Origin of the sequence: Streptomyces cinnamoneus (genome assembly GCF_014650495.1) — a bacterium.
GTDB lineage: Bacteria > Actinomycetota > Actinomycetes > Streptomycetales > Streptomycetaceae > Streptomyces > Streptomyces cinnamoneus.
The window spans coordinates 93,325-111,759 of sequence record NZ_BMVB01000010.1; the positions used below are offsets into that span (position 1 = coordinate 93,325).

At 73.9% G+C, this 18,435-nt stretch carries 15 protein-coding genes; 12 read left to right on the top strand and 3 right to left on the bottom strand.

What is annotated here, in order from left to right:
* Nucleotides 1–27 precede the first annotated feature (27 nt).
* Complete coding sequence (locus IE182_RS16850) at nt 28–666, top strand: HEAT repeat domain-containing protein (protein WP_190110641.1); 639 nt, start codon at nt 28–30, stop codon at nt 664–666.
* On the opposite strand, the gene IE182_RS16855 is transcribed toward IE182_RS16850, so the two are convergent.
* On the bottom strand, nt 636–1,160 hold the full coding sequence (locus IE182_RS16855) for a GNAT family N-acetyltransferase (protein ID WP_190110642.1): 525 nt from the start codon (nt 1,158–1,160) through the stop codon (nt 636–638). The two genes, IE182_RS16850 and IE182_RS16855, sit on opposite strands and share 31 nt — an antisense overlap.
* Before the next feature lie 116 nt (nt 1,161–1,276).
* Here IE182_RS16855 and IE182_RS16860 point away from each other — a divergent pair, with 116 nt between their 5' ends.
* From IE182_RS16860 to IE182_RS16875, 4 genes are all read left to right on the top strand, one after another.
* A complete protein-coding gene (locus tag IE182_RS16860) occupies nt 1,277–1,735 on the top strand; it encodes an SRPBCC family protein (protein WP_190110643.1) in 459 nt (152 codons plus the stop codon).
* A gap of 258 nt (nt 1,736–1,993) precedes the next feature.
* Nucleotides 1,994–4,333, top strand: a complete 2,340-nt coding sequence (locus IE182_RS16865) for an MFS transporter (RefSeq protein ID WP_229844889.1) — start codon at nt 1,994–1,996, stop codon at nt 4,331–4,333.
* A gap of 146 nt (nt 4,334–4,479) precedes the next feature.
* On the top strand, nt 4,480–6,969 hold the full coding sequence (locus tag IE182_RS16870) for an ATP-binding SpoIIE family protein phosphatase (protein WP_190110645.1): 2,490 nt from the start codon (nt 4,480–4,482) through the stop codon (nt 6,967–6,969).
* Nucleotides 6,966–7,688: a class I SAM-dependent methyltransferase gene (locus IE182_RS16875; protein WP_190110646.1), complete on the top strand. Its 723-nt coding sequence runs from the start codon at nt 6,966–6,968 to the stop codon at nt 7,686–7,688. Before IE182_RS16870 ends, IE182_RS16875 begins: the two co-directional genes overlap by 4 nt.
* 31 nt (nt 7,689–7,719) lie before the next feature.
* Here IE182_RS16875 and IE182_RS16880 read toward each other — a convergent pair whose 3' ends face one another.
* The gene (locus IE182_RS16880) at nt 7,720–8,172 is read right to left on the bottom strand and encodes a hypothetical protein (protein WP_190110647.1); all 453 of its coding nucleotides are present in this window, start codon (nt 8,170–8,172) and stop codon (nt 7,720–7,722) included.
* A gap of 133 nt (nt 8,173–8,305) precedes the next feature.
* Here IE182_RS16880 and IE182_RS16885 point away from each other — a divergent pair, with 133 nt between their 5' ends.
* The 3 genes from IE182_RS16885 to IE182_RS16895 are packed head-to-tail and all read left to right on the top strand — an operon-like array spanning nt 8,306 to nt 12,514.
* Nucleotides 8,306–9,139 (top strand): M55 family metallopeptidase, encoded by an 834-nt coding sequence (locus IE182_RS16885; RefSeq protein WP_190110648.1) that lies wholly within the window; start codon nt 8,306–8,308, stop codon nt 9,137–9,139.
* Nucleotides 9,132–10,511 (top strand): M20/M25/M40 family metallo-hydrolase, encoded by a 1,380-nt coding sequence (locus IE182_RS16890; RefSeq protein ID WP_190110649.1) that lies wholly within the window; start codon nt 9,132–9,134, stop codon nt 10,509–10,511. The genes IE182_RS16885 and IE182_RS16890 overlap by 8 nt, the downstream gene beginning before the upstream one ends.
* 5 nt (nt 10,512–10,516) lie before the next feature.
* Nucleotides 10,517–12,514 carry a S9 family peptidase gene (locus IE182_RS16895; protein ID WP_190110650.1) on the top strand — a complete coding sequence of 666 codons (1,998 nt, stop codon included), beginning with the start codon at nt 10,517–10,519 and terminating at the stop codon, nt 12,512–12,514.
* A 254-nt stretch (nt 12,515–12,768) separates the two neighbouring features.
* Here IE182_RS16895 and IE182_RS16900 read toward each other — a convergent pair whose 3' ends face one another.
* Entirely contained in the window at nt 12,769–13,578 is an 810-nt protein-coding gene (locus tag IE182_RS16900) for an ABC transporter ATP-binding protein (protein ID WP_190110651.1), read from the bottom strand.
* 163 nt (nt 13,579–13,741) lie between these two features.
* Between IE182_RS16900 and IE182_RS16905 the strand changes: the two genes are divergently transcribed.
* From IE182_RS16905 to IE182_RS16920, 4 genes are all read left to right on the top strand, one after another.
* Nucleotides 13,742–14,536 (top strand): 2,3-dihydro-2,3-dihydroxybenzoate dehydrogenase, encoded by a 795-nt coding sequence (locus IE182_RS16905; RefSeq protein ID WP_190110652.1) that lies wholly within the window; start codon nt 13,742–13,744, stop codon nt 14,534–14,536.
* Nucleotides 14,537–14,935: 399 nt separating this feature from the next.
* Nucleotides 14,936–16,111, top strand: a complete 1,176-nt coding sequence (gene dhbC / locus IE182_RS16910; protein WP_190110768.1) for an isochorismate synthase DhbC — start codon at nt 14,936–14,938, stop codon at nt 16,109–16,111.
* Nucleotides 16,108–17,781: a (2,3-dihydroxybenzoyl)adenylate synthase gene (locus IE182_RS16915; RefSeq protein WP_190110653.1), complete on the top strand. Its 1,674-nt coding sequence runs from the start codon at nt 16,108–16,110 to the stop codon at nt 17,779–17,781. The genes dhbC and IE182_RS16915 overlap by 4 nt, the downstream gene beginning before the upstream one ends.
* An 18-nt stretch (nt 17,782–17,799) precedes the next feature.
* The gene (locus tag IE182_RS16920) at nt 17,800–18,432 is read left to right on the top strand and encodes an isochorismatase family protein (RefSeq protein ID WP_190110654.1); all 633 of its coding nucleotides are present in this window, start codon (nt 17,800–17,802) and stop codon (nt 18,430–18,432) included.
* The last annotated feature ends 3 nt before the right edge of the window (nt 18,433–18,435 follow it).

Below are 18,435 nucleotides of genomic sequence, written 5' to 3' on the forward strand. Positions count from 1 at the left end.
CAGGCCACTCGGGGAGGAGAGCGGAACATGGAAGAGGAATTCCGCGCGCTGCTGAAGCGGGTGCGGGCCGAACTGGTCTCCCCGGCCGAATTCGCGGCGCACGACAAGCTGCTCGCGCTCGTCCGGTCCGACAGCCGCGCCGCCCGCGACCGGCTCGCCGGGGTCCTCGTGGCCCCCGAACAGCCCCTGTGGGCCCGCGAGATCGCTGCCTTCGCCCTCGGCGCCAAGGGTGACCGCCGCGCCTTCGAGACCCTGATCCTCCTGCTCAACTACCGCGAACCCGTGCGCTGCGCCACCGCCGCCCACGTCCTCGCCCGGCTGCGCGACCCCCGCACCGCCCGCGCCGCGGCCGCCCTCGCCACCAACCCGCTGCGCACCGCCTACGCCCTCTACCCCGTCCGGCTCCTCACCGAGCTGCGCGCCCCCGAGTCCGTTCCGGCCCTGCTGGCCACCCTGGAGCGACTGCTGGCCGCTCGCGACCACTGCTGGCCGGTCGCCCGCGCCTGCGTCGAGGGCCTGGGCGCCCTGGGCGACCGGCGCGCCGAGGCCACGCTGGTCGCCGCCCGCGAGCACGAACGGCTGCGCCCGGCCGCCGTCGCGGCCCTGGCCCGGCTGACCGGCCGGGGCGGCGGCCCTCACGGCCTGCGGTCCGGCTCCAGCACGTAGCGCACCTCCGGTACGGCGGTGCCGTCGACGTCGTCCAGACGCCCGGCGCCGTCGGGAGCACACCCGGCGCGCTCGTAGAAGAGGCGGGCGCGCGCATTGCCCTTCAGCACCCACAGCACCATGCGCTCCCAGCCCCGCTCCCGCGCGCCCTCCAGCGCCGCCCCCCACAGGGCGCGTCCGACACCGGTCCCGATCAGCTCCGGCCGTACGTAGACGGCGTACAACTCGCCCGTTGCGGGCGGCTGATCGGCGTCGCGGCACGGCCCGTAGGAGACCCAGCCCACGACGCCGTCCGCCCCCTCGGCCACCGCGTTCACCGCCCGGTCCGTGCCGCTCGCCAGACGTGCGCGGTGGTGGGCCGCGTTCGCCTGCGCGTCCATCGCGTCCAGATGGTGCTGCGGGACCAGCCCCGCGTACGCGTGGCGCCAGCCGGCCACCCGGATCCCGGCCACCGTCTCGATGTCGGCGTCGGTCATCTCCCGTATGTTCACCATGCGCGGAGGCTAACGCCCGGTGCCCAGGATTTGGGCGGTTGTGACGATGGTGGTTGGCTTTGCCCGCACACGCACAACGGCAAACACAGCACTTTTGATCGTCCCGGAGGACTGCCATGGGCCAGGTCGAGGCCACCACCGAGCGGATCGTCGCGGCAGGCGCGGAGGACGTCTTCGACGCCCTCGCGGACTACAGCGGCACCCGCGCCAAGCTGCTGCCCGAGCACTTCAGCGAGTACGAGGTGCGCGAGGGCGGCGACGGCGAGGGCACCGTGGTGCACTGGAAGCTGCAGGCCACCAGCAAGCGCGTCCGCGACTGCCTGCTGGAGGTGTCCGAGCCGTCCACCGGTCAGCTGGTGGAGAAGGACCGCAACTCCTCCATGGTCACCACCTGGACCGTCACCCCGGCCGGCGAGGGCAGCTCCAAGGTCGTCGTCACCAGCACCTGGACGGGCGCCACCGGCATCGGCGGCTTCTTCGAGCGGACCTTCGCGCCCAAGGGACTCGGCCGCATCTACGACGCCGTGCTCACCCGGCTCGCCGCCGAGGTGGAGGGCGCGCCGAGCGCCGGCTGAGCCACCGGGAGCCGCCCGGGCCGTACCGGTCCGGGCTCACCGGTTCGAGTGGTTTTCACTGTGCCGTACAGGTGCACCGAAACCGCCTCCGACCGGCCGAAAGCCCCTCGTTCGGTGCTCCCAGGCAAATCGTCGCGCTTGCTGGCCGTTGTCGCGTAATGCGAGAAATGGGCGGCAGCGCAGGCGCGACGAGGGGAGCGTTACGTGGGAGGGTCCACCTTCGAGACCACCTTGGAGAAGAGCGACAGGACGCTCGACCTGCCCCCGTCCCCACCCCCGCCCCGCGACGCGCAACCCCCGCCCGGCCCCGCCAGGGTGCGGCTGGTCTTCGCCGGGCTCATGCTCACGCTGCTGCTCGCGGCGCTCGACCAGACCGTCGTCGCCACCGCCCTGCCGAAGATCGTCGGCGAACTGCACGGCCTCGACCGGATGTCCTGGGCGGTCACCGCCTACCTGCTGACCTCCACCGTCGTCCTCCCGCTCTACGGCAAGCTGGGCGACCTCTCCGGCCGCAAGACCGCCTTCGTCCTGGCGATCGTCGTCTTCGTCATCGGCTCCGGACTGGCCGGCTGGTCACGCACCATGGACCAGCTCATCGCCTTCCGCGCCGTCCAGGGCGTCGGCGCCGGCGGCCTGCTGATCGGCGTTCAGGCGATCATCGCCGACATCGTCCCGCCGCGACAGCGCGGCCGCTACATGGGCGTCATCAGCGCCGCCTACGGACTCGCCTCGGTCGCCGGCCCCCTGCTCGGCGGCTTCTGCACCGACCACACCGGCTGGCGCTGGTGCTTCTACCTCAACGTCCCCTTCGGCATCGTCACCCTCGCCGTCGTCACCACCGCGCTCAGGCTGCCCCGGCCGCCGCGCCGCGCCCGCTTCGACGTCCTGGGCGCCCTGCTGCTCACCGCCGCCTCCACCTGCGTGATCCTGCTGACCACCTGGGGCGGGACCACGTACGAGTGGACCTCCCGCACCATCCTCGGCCTGGGCGCGGGCGCCGTCGGCACCGCGCTGCTCTTCGCGGTCGTCGAGCACTTCGCCGCAGAACCGATCATCCCACCGCACCTCTTCCGTGACCCGGTCTTCACCGTCACCGCGCTCGTCGGCGCCGTCGTCGGCGTCGCCCTCTTCGGCGCCGCCAGCTATCTGCCCACCTTCCTGCAGATGGTCGACGGCGTCGACGCCACCGAGTCCGGCCTGCTGATGCTGCCCATGATGGGCGGCATCGTCGTCGCCTCGCTCGTCGCCGGCCACCTCATCAGCCGAACGGGCCATTACAAACTGCTGCCCATCCTCGGCGGAGCGCTCTCCGCCGAGGGCATGTACCTGCTCTCCCACCTCGACGCCCAGACCGGCCGCCTCGTCTACAGCCTCTGGATGGCCATCCTCGGCGTCGGCATCGGCCTCGCCCTGCCGGTCCTCGTGCTGGCCGTGCAGAACTCCGTGCACCCCGCCGACCTCGGCACCGCCACCAGCGCCAACAATTACTTCCGGCAGATCGGCGGCTCGATCGGCGCGGCCGTCTTCGGCACGCTCTTCGCCCACCGCCTCTCCGCCTCCCTGGCCGTCGAACTGCCGCCCCGCGCCGGCCTGCCGGCCCCCGACTCCATCACCCCGCAGCTGGTGCACGCCCTGCCCGCGCCCCTGCGCGACGGCTACGTCCGGGCCTACGCGGAGGCCATGCCACGGATCTTCCTCTACCTCGTACCGGTGCTCATCGTCGGCTTTTTGCTCGCCTTCCTGCTGAAAGAGAAACCACTGGTGTCCCACCACGCCCCCGAAGCCGCCATCCCGTCCGCACGCGTCGCCCCGCCCGCCGACGCGGCGCCCTTCGTCGCGGGCATCCCCGTGACCGGCGCCGTCCAGCACCACGACGGCACCACCGTCCCCCGCGCCGCCCTCACCCTCATCGACGTCCAGGGCCGCCAGATCGGCCGCGGCGCGAGCGGCGAGGACGGGCGGTACGCCCTGTCCACGCCCGGCACCGGCTCGTACGTCCTCATCGCCGCCGCCGGCGGGCACCAGCCGCAGGCCGTCACCGTCACCGTCGGCGAGCGGCCCGTCGAGCTCGACGTCGTCCTGGGCGGCGCCGGCCGGCTGGCCGGCACCGTCCGCACCGCCGACGGCACGCCCGTGCGCGAGGCCCTGGTCACCCTCACCAACGTGCACGGCGAGGTCGTCGCCTCCACCCGCACCGGCCCCGAGGGCGGCTACGTCATCGACGAGCTGATCGCCGGCGAGTACACCCTCGCCGCCAGCGCCCCCGCCTTCCGGCCCGCCGCGCTGCCGGTCACCGTCCAGTCCGCCCGCGAGACCCGGCAGGACGTCGAACTCGCCGGCGGCGCGGTGCTGCGCGGCACGGTGCGGGCCAACGGCGGCCGGCCCGTCGAGGACGCCCGCGTCAGCCTGCTGGACGCCGCCGGCAACGTCGTGGACTCCACCATCACGGGCGCCGACGGCACGTTCCGCTTCGTGGACCTCTCGGCCGGCGAGTACACCGTCGTGGCCGCCGGCTATCCGCCCGTGGCCACCGTCCTGCAGATCGCGGGCGGCGGAAGGACCGAACGGGACCTCCAGTTGGGCCATGCGGACCATTGAACCGGCCGCGCCGCGCGCCCGGCGCCCGGCGCGGCGCCCCGGCGCACCCCGGATTCCGCCAATGGCCCACGGCCGCTCCCGGGCGGCCTCTACCGTTGGGTAGTGGTGGGGAGATCTTGCGTACGCGTGCGAAGGAGCAACCGCCCATGGACCGTGGCACGTCCGAACCCGTCCCGGCACAGCGGGAAGCCGTCCCCGGGCGCGTCCCCCTGGCGGTGGTCGTGGTGGGCTCCTCCGGACTGGTGACCCACTGGAGCAGCGGCGCCCGCAAGCTCTTCGGCGTCGACCGCACGGACGCGCTCGGCAGGCCCGTCGCCGACCTCATGCCGGTGCACGGCGCCCTGGCCGCGACGGGGGAGGAACCGGATGCGGGGGCATTCGGGGCGGACGGCGGGGACGACGGGGACGGGTGGGCCGCGGACGGGGCGGACGGGCCCGGCGGACCGGACGGCCCCGGGACGTCGGGGCCCGGCGGTGCTTCGCCCGTGCCCGGTTACGCGCGGTCCGGCCGTGCCCGCGCCTCCGCCGGTCCGGGCAGTCCGCTCGACGTCCTGTGGTGGGCGTACCCGCTGGCCGGCCCCGGTCCGGAGCGGCTGCTCGTCCTCGCCGCCGACGCCGGGCGGCTTGCCGGGTCCCCGGGCGTCCGCCCCGCCTTCGCCCCGCACACCGACCTTCCCGGCGCCGGTGCGCTCGCCGAGCGGCTGCCGGACATCCTGCCCGCCATGGGGCCCGTGGCCGGCGGCCGGATCGTCGAGCAGGTCCTCGAACTGGGCTACCCCGTACTGGAGATCAGCCACAGCGAGCGCATCCCCGTCACCCCCGACTGGGGCGTGCCCAGGCATGCCGAGCGCCGGGCCGGGCGCCCGCGTGCCGCGGCCGATGCCCGGGGGCGCGGCGAGCCGGGGTCCGACGAGCCCGGCTTAGCCGGCCGAGGCACCGGTACGGACACCGACCTGGAACACGCCGCCGTGCGCGAGCGCCTGGAGTTCCTCAACGAGGTCAGCGGAGGCATCGGCACCTCCCTGGACCTGGAGCGGACCATCCGTGAGGTCACCAGCGCGGCCGTGCCCCGCTTCACCGACTTCGCCGGCACCCACCTGCGGGCCGCCGTGCTGGCGGGCGAGGGCTTCCCCGACGGCCCGCCCGACCTCACGACCGTCTGGCACCGCGTCTGGGTCGAGCACAACGACGAGCCCGGCCGCTGGGACGACACGGTGCCGGTCGGCGAGGCCATCGCCTTCCCGGAACGGACCCCGTTCTTCCAGTGCATGGTCACCGGCGAGCCGGTGCTGATCCCGCGCATCGGCGAGGAGCTGGCCAACCGCATCTCGGGCGAGTTCGAGAAGCGGGACCTGCGGCCCCTCATCAGCGGCCGCTCCATGCTGGTGGTGCCCCTCAAGGCCCGCAACGTGGTGCTCGGCTTCATGGTCCTCATGCGCCGCCCCGGCCGGCAGCCCTTCGACGACATGGACCGCACCACCGGCGCCGAACTCGCCGCGCGCGCCGGCCTCGTGCTCGACAACGCCCGCATGTACACCCACCAGGAGAACGTCGCCGACACCCTCCAGGACAGCATGCTGCCGCAGCTCACCCCGCGCATGGCGGGCTGCGACACCGCCACCCGCTACCTGCCCGGCACCCGCCTCGGCAGGGTCGGCGGCGACTGGTTCGACAGCATCAAGCTGCCCGGCTCGCGCACCGCGCTCGTCGTCGGCGACGTCATGGGCCACGGGCTGAACTCCGCCGCGATGATGGGACAGCTGCGCACCGCCGTGCAGACGATGGCGGCGCTGGACCTGCCACCGGAGCAGCTCCTGCGCAACCTCGACGGCCTCGCCCAGCGGCTGGGCGAGCACTACCTCGCCACCTGCCTGTACGCGGTGTACGACCCCATCCGCTCCGAGCTGCGCATCGCCAACGCCGGGCACATCCCGCCGGTGCTCGTCCGGGCGGCGGACGGCCGCAGCCGGCTGCTCGACCTGCCCACCGGGGCGCCCATAGGCGTCGGGGGCGTCCCCTTCGAGGCGGCGACGGTACGCGTGGCGCCCGGGGACCGGCTGGTGCTGTGCACCGACGGGCTGGTGGAGGTGCGCGGCCAGGACATCGGCACGGGCCTGGCGGCCCTCTGCGAGTCCGCGGCCCACCCGGCCGCGTCCATGGACGACGCGTGCGACACCATCATCCGCGCCCTCAACACGGACGACGGCCGCAAGGACGACGTGGCCCTGCTGATGGCCCGGCTCAACGGCATCCCGCCCGGGCACGTGGCGCAGTGGCGGCTGCGGCCGGTGCCGGCCGAGGCGCCGCGCGCCCGCCGCCTGGTCCGTGAGCAGCTGGCCGCGTGGGGCCTGGCGGAGGCCGCGCCGACGGCGGAACTGCTGGTGGGCGAGCTCGTGGGCAATGCCGTGCGCCACGCCCGCACGGACCGGGTGGACCTGCGCCTGGTGCGGACCGACATCCTGCTCTGCGAGGTCGGCGACGACGACCACACCCTCCCGTCCCTGATGGGCACCGGCCCTGACGACGCGTACGGGCGCGGGCTGCGGGTGGTGGGTGCTCTGGCCAGGGAGTGGGGCTGCAGCCATACGGGAGGGGGAAAGACGGTGTGGTGCGAACAGACGCTGGTGCGCCCATGAGCGTGTCGGAGCGCTATCGGAACGCATGGGAGGGCTTCTGGGGCGCCACCTCCGCGGCACCGGGCGAGGCGATCTGGGACTCCGACCCGGTGCTGACGGACGACCCGTGCCTGGAGCTGCTGGCACAGCACGCCGACGCCACGCTGCCCGTGGTCGACGTCGGATGCGGCAACGGCACCAGGACCCGCTGGCTCGCCGGCCGGTTTCCGCGCGCGGTCGGTGTGGACCTCTCCCGTGCCGCGGTGGACCTCGCCCGGCGCGCCGACCCGAAGGGCCTGGCGGTGTACGAGCAGCTCGACGTGGTGGACGCCGCCGCGGTCAGCGGCCTGCGCGCACGGCTGGGCGGTGACAGCAACGTCCACATGCGGGGCGTCCTCCACCAGTGCGACCCACAGGACCGGGCCCTCGTCGCCGCCGCCGTCGCCCGGACGGCCGGCGCCCGCGGACGGGCTCTCGTCGTCGAACTGACGCGGGCGGCCGGTGCGTACCTGCACCACCTGACCCGGCCACCCGCGGGCCCGCCGCCCAAGCTCCGGCGTGTCCTGGAACACGACCTGCGGCCGGCCGACGCACCGGACGGCGAAGCGGCCCGGTTGCTGCGCGCGACCGGACTGCAGATCCTCGCGGAGGGCGAAACAGCCCTCGTCATGACGGAACACCGCGCCGACGGCACGCGGATCGACCTGCCGGGCCACTGGTTCCTGGCGGGCCGCGCCTGAGGCGGGCCGGCTGCCGGCGGGGGCGGGCCGGCTACCTCGTGGCGGTCCGCCAGTCCCACAAGGGATCGCGCCGGAAGCGGTCCAGGACGTCGGCGAACTCCAGGAGCTGGCCGTGATTGGTGTCCAGGAGCCCGCTCATCCCGTGGATCACTTCCCTCAGGAGGTCGCGGACGCTCGGTACGTCCGGATATTCGAGGAGCACCGCACCGAATTCTCCCAGCCGCGCGGAGATGCCGGTGATCTCCTCCGCCTCGAATTCATCGAGGACGTCGTTGGACACGTCCACCCCGAAGACGTGCTCCCCGCGCTCCAGCCGGTCGAGGACGGGCCCCGCGGTGGAGCGTCCGGCGCGATGCAACCGCGCCGTGAGCTCCCGGTGCCCGTCCAGGGGGCTGAGGAGCACGATGGTGGGCCGCACGGTGGTCTCCTTGTTACTCGGCCAGGGCGTCAAGACGTCCAGGAGCAGGTTCTCGTCCTTCGCCACAGTGTGCTCCCACGTCGGGGAGAGGACCGGAAGACTGCTCGTGACCCACTCGGCCCAACTGCCGAACGCGCCGCTCTCCGCAGTTATCCACAGACCTGGTCCGCGTCTGTCCGGACGCGTAACGTGACGGGGCATGAAGATCCTGATCTCCGCGGACATGGAGGGGGCCACCGGCGTCACCTGGCCCGCCGACGTGCTGCCCGGCACGCCGCAGTGGGAGCGGTGCCGGCAGATGTTCACCTCGGACGTCAACGCGGCGATCGCCGGGTTCTTCGACGGCGGCGCCGATGCCGTTCTCGTCAATGAAGCGCACTGGAGCATGCGCAATCTGCTGCTGGAGAAGCTGGACGAGCGGGCCGAGATGCTCACCGGCAAGCACAAGACGCTCGGCATGGTCGAGGGCGTGCAGCACGGCGATGTGGACGGGGTGGCCTTCCTCGGCAATCACGCCGCGGCCGGGGCCGAAGGGGTGCTGGCGCACACCTATCTGGCCAACTCCGTCGTCGGCGTCCGGGTGAGCGGCAGGCGCGCCAGCGAGGGATTGCTCAACTCTCTGGTCGTCGCCGAATACGGTGTTCCGGTGGTGCTGGTGACCGGTGACGACCGTACGTGCGAGGATGCCAAGGGCTATGCCCCGCAAGCCCGTTCGGTCGCGGTCAAGGACTATGTGTCGCGGTATGCGGCGGTGTGCCGTGCGCCGGCCCGTACGGCGGCGGACATCCGGGCCGCGGCGAGGGACGCCACCCCGCTCGCGGTGCGGCACGCACCCGCGCGGAGCGGACCGTTCACCGTGGAGCTGGAGTTCGACGCCGAGCACCTCGCCGGGGCGGCCACGGCCGTGCCGGGCGTGGAGCAGAGCGGCGAGCGCCTGGTCGCCTACACCATGCCGACCATGTACGAGGCAATCCGCTGCTTCAAGGCGGTCACGACCGTCGTGTCGGCGGCGGTGGAGGACCACTATGGCTGATGCGATCAACGGGGGCAGCTGGGGCAGCGGGGGCGGCAGCGGGAGAGTCGACGAACGGGCGCTGGAGGAGGTCGTGCGCTTCACCTCCGACCTCATCCGCATCGACACCACCAACCGTGGTGCCGGCGACTGCCGCGAGCGCCCCGCCGCGGAGTACGTCGCCGAGCGGCTCGCCGACGCCGGCGTCGAGCCGCTCCTGCTGGAGAAGGAGCCGGGGCGCACCAACGTCGTCGCCCGCATCCCCGGTACGGACCCGGGCGCGCCCGCCCTGCTGGTCCACGGCCACCTCGACGTGGTGCCGGCCGAGCCCGCCGACTGGACCGTGCACCCCTTCTCGGGCGAGGTCCGTGACGGCGTGGTGTGGGGCCGCGGCGCCATCGACATGAAGAACATGGACGCGATGGTCCTGGCGACCGTACGGGCCTGGGCCCGGGCCGGGGTGCGCCCGCCGCGCGACGTCGTCCTGGCCTTCACCGCCGACGAGGAGGACCAGGCCGTCCCCGGCGCGGGCTTCCTCGCCGACGAGCACGCCGAGCTGTTCGAGGGGTGCACGGTGGGCATCAGCGAGTCCGGCGCCTACACCTTCCACGCCGACGGGGGCCTTCGTCTCTACCCGGTCGGGGCGGGGGAGCGCGGCTCGGCCTGGCTCAAGCTGACCGCCCGCGGCACCGCCGGGCACGGATCCAAGGTCAACGCCCGCAACGCCGTGGTCAATCTCGCGGCGGCGATCGCCAGGATCGGCGAGCACCGCTGGCCGGTGCGGCTCACCCCGACCGTGTGCGCCGCCCTGCGCGGCATCGCCGCCGCGCAGGGAATCGACGCCGACCCGCAGGCGCCCGGCACCGACGTGGACGAGCTGCTCGCCAAGCTGGGCAAGGCGGCCGCCCTGGCCGCCGCCACGGTCCGCAACAGCGCCAACCCCACCATGCTGGACGCCGGATACAAGATCAACGTCATTCCGGGGACCGCCGTCGGCTTCGTCGACGGGCGGACCGTACCGGGCGGCGAGGAGGAGTTCCGCACCACCATGGACCTGCTGACCGGCCCCGACGTCGACTGGGAGGTGTACCACGGGGAAGTCGCGCTGCAGGCGCCGGTCGACGGCCCGGTGTTCGCGCGGATGCGCGCGTCCCTGGAGCACTTCGACCCGGAGGGGCGGGTGGTGCCGTTCTGCATGTCCGGCGGCACGGACGCCAAGCAGTTCTCCCGTCTGGGCATCGTCGGCTACGGCTTCTCGCCGCTCAAGCTGCCCCCCGGCTTCGACTACCAGGCGCTCTTCCACGGGGTCGACGAACGGGTGCCCGTCGAGGCGCTGCACTTCGGTGTCCGCGTGCTCGACCATTTCCTGATGGACCGGTTTGAGGAGGCGTAGCAATCATGGTGTCCACGGCGCCCTACGGAGCCTGGCAGTCCCCCATCGACGCGGCCCTCGCCGCGGTGCACGACGGCAGGCCCGAGTTCGTGGGCACGGTCGGTGACGAGGTGTGGTGGCTCGCGCCGCGCCCCGCCGAGCACGGCCGGACGACCCTGGTCCGGCGGCGGCCCGACGGAGCCGAGGCCGTGGCCCTGCCCGCGCCGTGGAACGTCCGCAGCCGGGTGCTGGAGTACGGCGGCAGCCCGTGGGCGGCCGTGCCCCGGGCGGACGGCGGGCCGCTGGTGGTCTTCGTGCACTTCGCCGATCAGCGGCTGTACGCCTGGGAGCCGGACGGGGCGGCTGGCGCCGCGCCCCGGCCGCTGACTCCGTGCTCGGCGGTGGGCGGCGGGCTGCGCTGGGCCGATCCGGTGCTGCTGCCGGAGCGCGGTGAAGTGTGGTGCGTGCTGGAGGAGTTCACGGGCGAGGGTCCGCAGGACGTGCGCCGGGTCATCGCGGCCGTGCCGCTGGACGGCTCGGCGGCCGACGACCGGTCCGCGGTGCGGGAGCTGAGCGACGACCACCACCGCTTCGTCACCGGGCCCCGGCTCTCCCCGGACGGCCGGCGCGCCGCGTGGATCGCCTGGGACCATCCGCGCATGCCCTGGGACGGATCGGAGCTGAAGGTCGCCGACGTCACGGCCGGCGGGGCGGGCGCCCGGCTCTCCGGCGCCCGGACGGTCATGGGCGGCGCCGAGGAGGCGGTCGCCCAGGTGGAGTGGGCCCCGGACGGCCGGCTGCTCGTGGTCACCGACCGTACCGGCTGGTGGAACCTGCACCGCCTCGACGTGGACACCGGCCGGGTCGTCAACCTCTGTCGTCGCGAGGAGGAGTTCGGCGGCCCGCTGTGGCGGGTCGGGCAGCGCTGGTTCGTCCCGCTGGCCGCCGGCACGGTCGCCGTCGTGCACGGCCGCGGCGCCCAGACGCTGGGCATACTCGACCCCGAGACCGGGGAGCTGGTGGACGCCGCCGGGCCGTGGACGGAGTGGGCGCCGACGCTGGCGGCGAGCGGCACCCGGGTCCTCGGGATCGCAGCGAGCCCGCGCAGCGCGTACGAGGTGGTCGAGCTCGACACCTGTACCGGCCGGGCCCGTGCCGTCGGCGCCCGGCACAAGGACACGGTGGACCCGGCGTACTACCCCGAGCCGCTCATCCGCACCTTCACCGGGCCGGACGGCAGGGACATCCACGCCCACGTCTATCCGCCGCACAGCCCCGACCACACGGCGCCCGCCGACGAGCTGCCGCCCTTCGTCATCTGGGCGCACGGCGGTCCCACCGGCCGTTCGCCGCTGGTGCTGGACCTGGAGATCGCCTACTTCACCTCGCGGGGCATAGGCGTGGCCCAGGTCAACTACGGTGGCTCCGCCGGCTACGGGCGCGAGTACCGCGAGCGGCTGCGGGGGCGGTGGGGGATCGTGGACGTCGAGGACTGCGCGGTCGTGGCCGAGGCGCTCGCCGGGGAGGGCACCGCCGACCGGGGCCGGCTGGCGATCCGGGGCGGCAGCGCGGGCGGCTGGACCACGGCGGTCTCGCTCGCCTCCACCGGCGTCTACGCCTGCGGTGCCATCGGCTATCCCGTGCTGGACCTGGCGACCTGGGCCGACGGCGGCACCCACGACTTCGAGTCCCACTACCTGGAGACGCTGGTCGGCCCGTTCATCGAGGTCCCCGACCGCTACCGCGAACGGTCACCGATGGGCCGGGTGGACCGGATATCGGCGGCCTTCGTGCTCCTGCAGGGCCTGGACGACCCGATCTGCCCGGCCGAGCAGAGCGAACGGTTCGTGGCGGCGATGGCCGGCCGGGGAGTGCCGCACGCCTATCTCACCTTCGAGGGCGAGGGCCACGGCTTCCGCCGCGCGGAGACGGTGGCCAGGGCCCTGGAGGCGGAGCTCTCCCTCTACGCCCAGACGTTCGGCATCGACGTGCGGGGCATACCGGTCCTGGCTCTCGCCACGTGACGGGTGCGGGTGCGGGGCCGGGCGCGCCGGCTCGGCATCACGGCCTGGCACGCCGGCCCCCTACGGCAGCCGGATGGTCCGGCTGACAGCCCCGTACCACGGGCCCCGCACCACAGGCCCGCACGTCGGCCCTCGTAAGACGGCCCGCACGGCAGCCGGGCGCCCCGGCGGTGACGGCCCGTAAGGACCGGTTCGGGGCATCGGCCGGTGGTCGGCGCTGTCGGCTCGGGGGCGGGTGCCGGCCTGTCCGGTGGCTACGCCGCGGGGGCGGGTGCGGCGGTCGGGGTTGTTGCGCGGGCTGCGGGGACGACCACGGGGGAGCCGTCGCCGGGGGCGGACAGGATGTCGGCCTCGATGCCGTAGAGCTCGCGCACGAGGGCTGCGTCGACGACCTCGCGGGAGGGGCCGTGCGCGACGATCCGGCCGTCGCGCAGGGCGACGACGGTGTCGGCGTAGCGGGCCGCGCTCGCCAGGTCGTGCAGCACCATCACCACGGTGCGGCCGGCCGCCGCCACCTCCCGCACCAGCTCCAGGACATCCACGGCGTGCCCCAGGTCGAGGGCGCTCGTCGGCTCGTCCAGCAGCACGATGGGCGTCTCCTGGGCCAGGACCATGGCCAGCCAGCAGCGTTGGCGCTGGCCGCCGGAGAGCTGGTCGAGGCGGCGCCCGGCCAGCTCGGCGGTGCCGGTGGCCCGCAGCGCGGACTCCACGGCCTGCTCGTCCTCGCGCGACCACTGCCGGAAGAGGCCCTGGTGCGGGTGGCGTCCGTAGCGGACGAGCCCCGCGACGGTCACCGCCTCGGGAGCCTGCGGGGACTGGGGGAGGAGGGCGATGCGGTGCGCCGCTCTGCGCGGGGTGAGGGCCCAGACGTCGGCGTCGCCGATCCGGACCGTGCCCGACTCGGGCTGGTGCAGCCGGGCGATCGCGCGCAACAGGGTGGACTTTCCACAGCCGTTGGGGCCCACGACGGCTACCACCTGGCCCTCGGGGACGGTGAGGTCCACGCCGTGCACGACCGGGCGGCCCGGATATCCGGCGGTGAGCTGTTCGACGACAAGGCGCATGAGGTTAGCCTAACCTAACAATCGGCTTCGGTTTCTCGGGCGTTCCCCTTCGCCCTCCTGGATTTTGACGAACCGCCGCGCTCGCCACCCACATGTTCGCTTGCACGTCAATTCCCTCGGCCGGGCCGGTCATGTAAGGTAAGCCTTACCTAATTCGAACGGAATGGGGGAAACCGTCGTGGAGCAGTCCGAACTCGCCGGCCGGATCGCGTTGGTCACCGGCGCCGGACAAGGCATAGGCGAGGCCGTGACCCGCGCCCTCGTCGCACGGGGGGCGCGCGTCGCGGCCGTCGACGCGACACCGGACGGCATCGAGAAGCTCGCCGCGGAATTCGGGGCCGACGTGGTGGCCCCTTACGCCGCCGACGTCTCCGACGGCAAAGCCGTCGAAGCCGTCGTCGACGATGCGGAACGCACCTTCGGCCCGCTCGACATCCTCGTCAACGTCGCCGGAGTGCTGCGCACTTCACCGGTCGTCGACATCTCCGACGAGGACTGGGAGCGCACCTTCGCCGTCAACTCCACCGGCGTCTTCAACGCCTCCCGGGCCGCCGCCCGCCGCATGGGCGAGCGCCGCAGCGGATGCATCGTCACCGTCGGCTCCAACGCCGCGGGCGTGCCGCGCACGAGCATGGCCGCGTACGCCGCCTCCAAGGCCGCCGCGACGATGTTCACCAAATGCCTCGGGCTCGAACTCGCCCGCAGCGGCGTCCGGTGCAACGTCGTCTCCCCGGGCTCGACCGACACGGCGATGCAGCGCTCGCTGTGGTCCGACGAGCAGGCACCCGCCCGCGTCATCGACGGCGACCCCGCCTCGTACCGCGTCGGCATCCCCCTCGGCCGCATCGCCGACGCCTCCGACATCGCCGACGCGGTCCTCTTCCTGGTCTCCGACCGTGCCCGGCACATCACGATGCACGACCTCTACGTCGACGGCGGTGCCACGCTGCGCGCCTGACGCCACGTCAGAATCCTCGCCACCGCGACCGATTGACCGCCCCGCCCGTGCCCGGCCCCAACACGGCCCGCACCGCCCGGCCCGGCTGCCGTCCGATCGCCCTCGGGCGAGCGCGCAACAAGCTCGATCCGCGCGCCCCCTCACCCGATGAGGCGTCAGGCGCAAGCGCATGCGCACCGGCACCCACAACCGCCCGCCCCGCACCACCACGTCCCTCCCGAGGCCGGGACGGGTCCGCCCCGGACCGGGGACGGGCCCCGTCCCCGGTCGTCAACCCCCACCACCCACCCGGTGCGATCCACCGGAGGAACGGAGCAGCAGGTGACCACGGTTCACCACGTCGCCGGCCGGCCGAGCGAGTCCGGCGTCCGCCCGGACGGGCGGCCCGCAGCGCAGGGCGTGCAACCCGCGGACCCGACGGCCACCGTCGGCGCCGCCACCTCGCTGCTGGACGCCTACGAACCGGGCCGCGCCCGCTTCTTCTCCTCGCCCACCCGCACCCTCCTCGCCCACGGCGTCCGGGCCGAGGTACCGCACGGCGAGGCGCCCCTGCACTGGCGCGTCACCCGGACCCTCGACGCCGAACTGCTCGCGGGCAACCCCGCCCCGGTCGTCATCGGCGCCGTGCCCTTCGACCACGCCGCCCCCGCCGCCCTCGCCGTGCCCGAGGCCGTCCGCTGGGCACCGGCGCTCGCCCAGGACCCGCTCGTCGCGCTCCCCGCCGACGCACCCGCCGCCGCCGACTGGGACGTCCGCCCCGTGCCCGAGCCCGCCGGCTACGGCAGAGCCGTCGCCGAGGCCGTACGCCGCATGCGGCGCGGCGAGTTCAGCAAGGTCGTCCTCGCCCGCACCCTGGAACTCCGTTCCTCCCGCGACCTCGACCTGCCCACGCTGCTGCAGCGCCTCGCCCGCCGCGACCCCACCGGCTACACCTTCGCCGTGCCCTCCGGCCCCCGCCGCACCCTGCTCGGCGCCAGCCCCGAGCTCCTCGTCTCCCGGCGCGGCGGCAGGATCGTCGCCAACCCCCTCGCCGGTTCCACCCCCCGCAGCGCCGACCTCGCCGAGGACGTGCGCCGTGCCGCCGCACTGCTGGAATCCGCGAAGGACCTCCACGAGCACGCCGTCGTCGTGGACGCCGTCCGCGAGGCCCTCGCCCCCTACTGCCGCACCCTCGACGTGCCCGTGCGCCCCACGCTCGTCCGGACCGCCACCATGTGGCACCTGTCCACGACCGTGGTCGGCGCCCCGGCCGACCCTGCCGTCTCCGCGCTCGAACTGGCCTGCGCCCTGCACCCCACCCCGGCCGTGTGCGGCACGCCCACCGCCACCGCCCGCAGCGTCATCGGCGAGCTCGAACCCTTCGACCGGGGCGCCTACACCGGCATGGTCGGCTGGAGCGACGCGAGCGGCGACGGCGAATGGGTCGTCACCATCCGCTGCGCCGAGGCCGAGGGGCGCACCCTGCGGCTCTTCGCCGGCGCGGGCGTCGTCGAGCAGTCCTCGCCGGAGGCGGAGACCGCCGAGACGGCCGCCAAGTTCCAGACGTTCCTGCAGGCAGTAGGGGTGGACCAGTGATACAGCCGACCATCGACGCGCCGGGCTACCCGGCCGAGTTCGCCGAGCGCTACCGGGCGGCCGGATACTGGCGCGGCGAAACGTTCGGGCAGATGCTGCGCGAGCGGGCCGACCGGCATCCCGACCGGGTGGCCGTCGTCGACCCCACCGGGACGGCGCACGGCGAGGAAGCCCGCCGCTGGACCTACGGCGAACTCGACGCGCGCGCCGACCGGATGGCCGCCGGCTTCCTCGCGCACGGCATCGGCAAGGGCGACCGCGTCGTCGTCCAGCTGCCGAACGTCGCCGAGTTCTTCGAGGTGATCTTCGCTCTCTTCCGCATCGGCGCCCTGCCCGTCTTCGCGCTGCCCGCGCACCGCGACACCGAGATCCGCCACTTCTGCGCCTTCACCGAGGCCGCCGCCTACATCGTCGCCGACGTCGCCGAGGGCTACGACTACCGGGTGCTGGCCGGCCGGATCCGAGCCGACGTGCCCACCCTCCGGCACGTCTTCGTCGTCGGCGAGCCGGGCGAGCACACCGCCCTCGCCGACGTCCCCGCCGACCCCGTCGTCATCGAGGACGCGCCCGCCCCCCACGAGCTGGCCTTCCTCCAGCTCTCCGGCGGCTCCACCGGCGTGCCCAAACTCATTCCGCGCACCCACGACGACTACCTCTACTCGCTGTGGGGCTCCAACGAGATCTGCGGCGTCGACGAACACAGCGTCTACCTCTGCGCCCTGCCCGCCGCCCACAACTTCCCGCTCAGCTCGCCCGGCACGCTCGGCGCCCTCTACGCCGGCGCCCGCGTCGTCCTGGCCCCGCGCCCCAGCCCGGACGTCGCCTTCCCGCTCATCGAGCGCGAGGGCGTCACCCTCACCGGTCTCGTACCGCCGCTCGCCCTGGTGTGGACCGAGGCCGCGGCGGCCGGCGAGCACGACCTGTCCAGCCTCGACGTCCTCCTCGTCGGCGGCGCGAAGTTCAGCGAGGAGGCCGCCCGACGGGTGCGTCCGGCGCTCGGCTGCACCCTGCAGCAGGTCTTCGGCATGGCGGAGGGCCTGGTCAACTACACCCGGCTCGACGACCCCGAGGAGACCATCGTCACCACCCAGGGCCGGCCGATCTCGCCCGACGACGAGATCCGCGTCGTCGACGACGCGGACGAGGACCTGCCGCCCGGGGCCACCGGCCACCTCCTCACCCGCGGCCCGTACACCATCCGCGGCTACTGGCGGGCCCCCGAGCACAACGCCGCGTCCTTCACCGCCGACGGCTTCTACCGCACCGGCGACGTCGTACGGCTCACCGCCACCGGCCACATCGTCGTCGAGGGCCGCGCCAAGGACCAGATCAACCGCGGCGGCGAGAAGGTCGCCGCCGAGGAGATCGAGAACCACATCCTCGCCCACCCCTCCGTCCACGACGTCGCCGTCGTCTCCATGCCCGACGACTACCTCGGCGAGCGCACCTGCGCCTACGTCGTGCTGCGCGAGGAAGCCGAGCCGGTCAGGTCCGTTGCGATCAGGAAGTTCGTGCGCGAGCGCGGCCTGGCCGCCTTCAAGGTGCCCGACCGGGTCGAGTTCGTCGACGCGTTCCCGCAGACCGGCATCGGCAAGGTCTCCAAGAAGGACCTCCGCGCGGCCATCGCCGCCCGCCTCCGCGAACCCGCCGTCGCCGCCACCCAGCACTGAGAAAGGCCCCACACCACCATGGCGCTCCCTGCCATCGCCCCCTACCCCATGCCCACCGAGGCCGGCCTGCCCGCCAACAAGGTGGACTGGACCGTCGACCCGGACCGCGCGGTCCTGCTCGTCCACGACCTGCAGAACTACTTCCTCGGCGCCTTCGATCCGGACGCCTCGCCCGTCACCGAGCTGCTGGCCAACGTCGGCCGGCTGAAGAAGGACTGCGCCCGGCTCGGCATCCCCGTCCTGTACTCCGCCCAGCCCGGCGGCCAGAGCGCCGCCGAGCGCGGTCTCCAGCAGGACTTCTGGGGCCCCGGCCTGCCCGCCGACCCGCACGCCGAGGCCATCGCCGAGGCGGTCGCACCGAGCGGGGACGACAGGGTCCTCACGAAGTGGAAGTACAGCGCGTTCGTCCGCACCGACCTCGCCGAGCGCATGGCGGCACAGGGCCGCGACCAGCTGATCATCGTCGGTGTGTACGCCCACATCGGCGTCATGACGAGCGCCTGCGACGCCTGGATGCGCGACATCCAGCCCTTCCTGGTCGCCGACGCCGTCGCCGACTTCTGTGCCGAGGACCACGCGACGGCGCTGCGCTGGGCGGCCGCCACGTGCGCGGTCGTCACCACCACCGACCGCGTCCTCGAAGGGAAGTGAGCA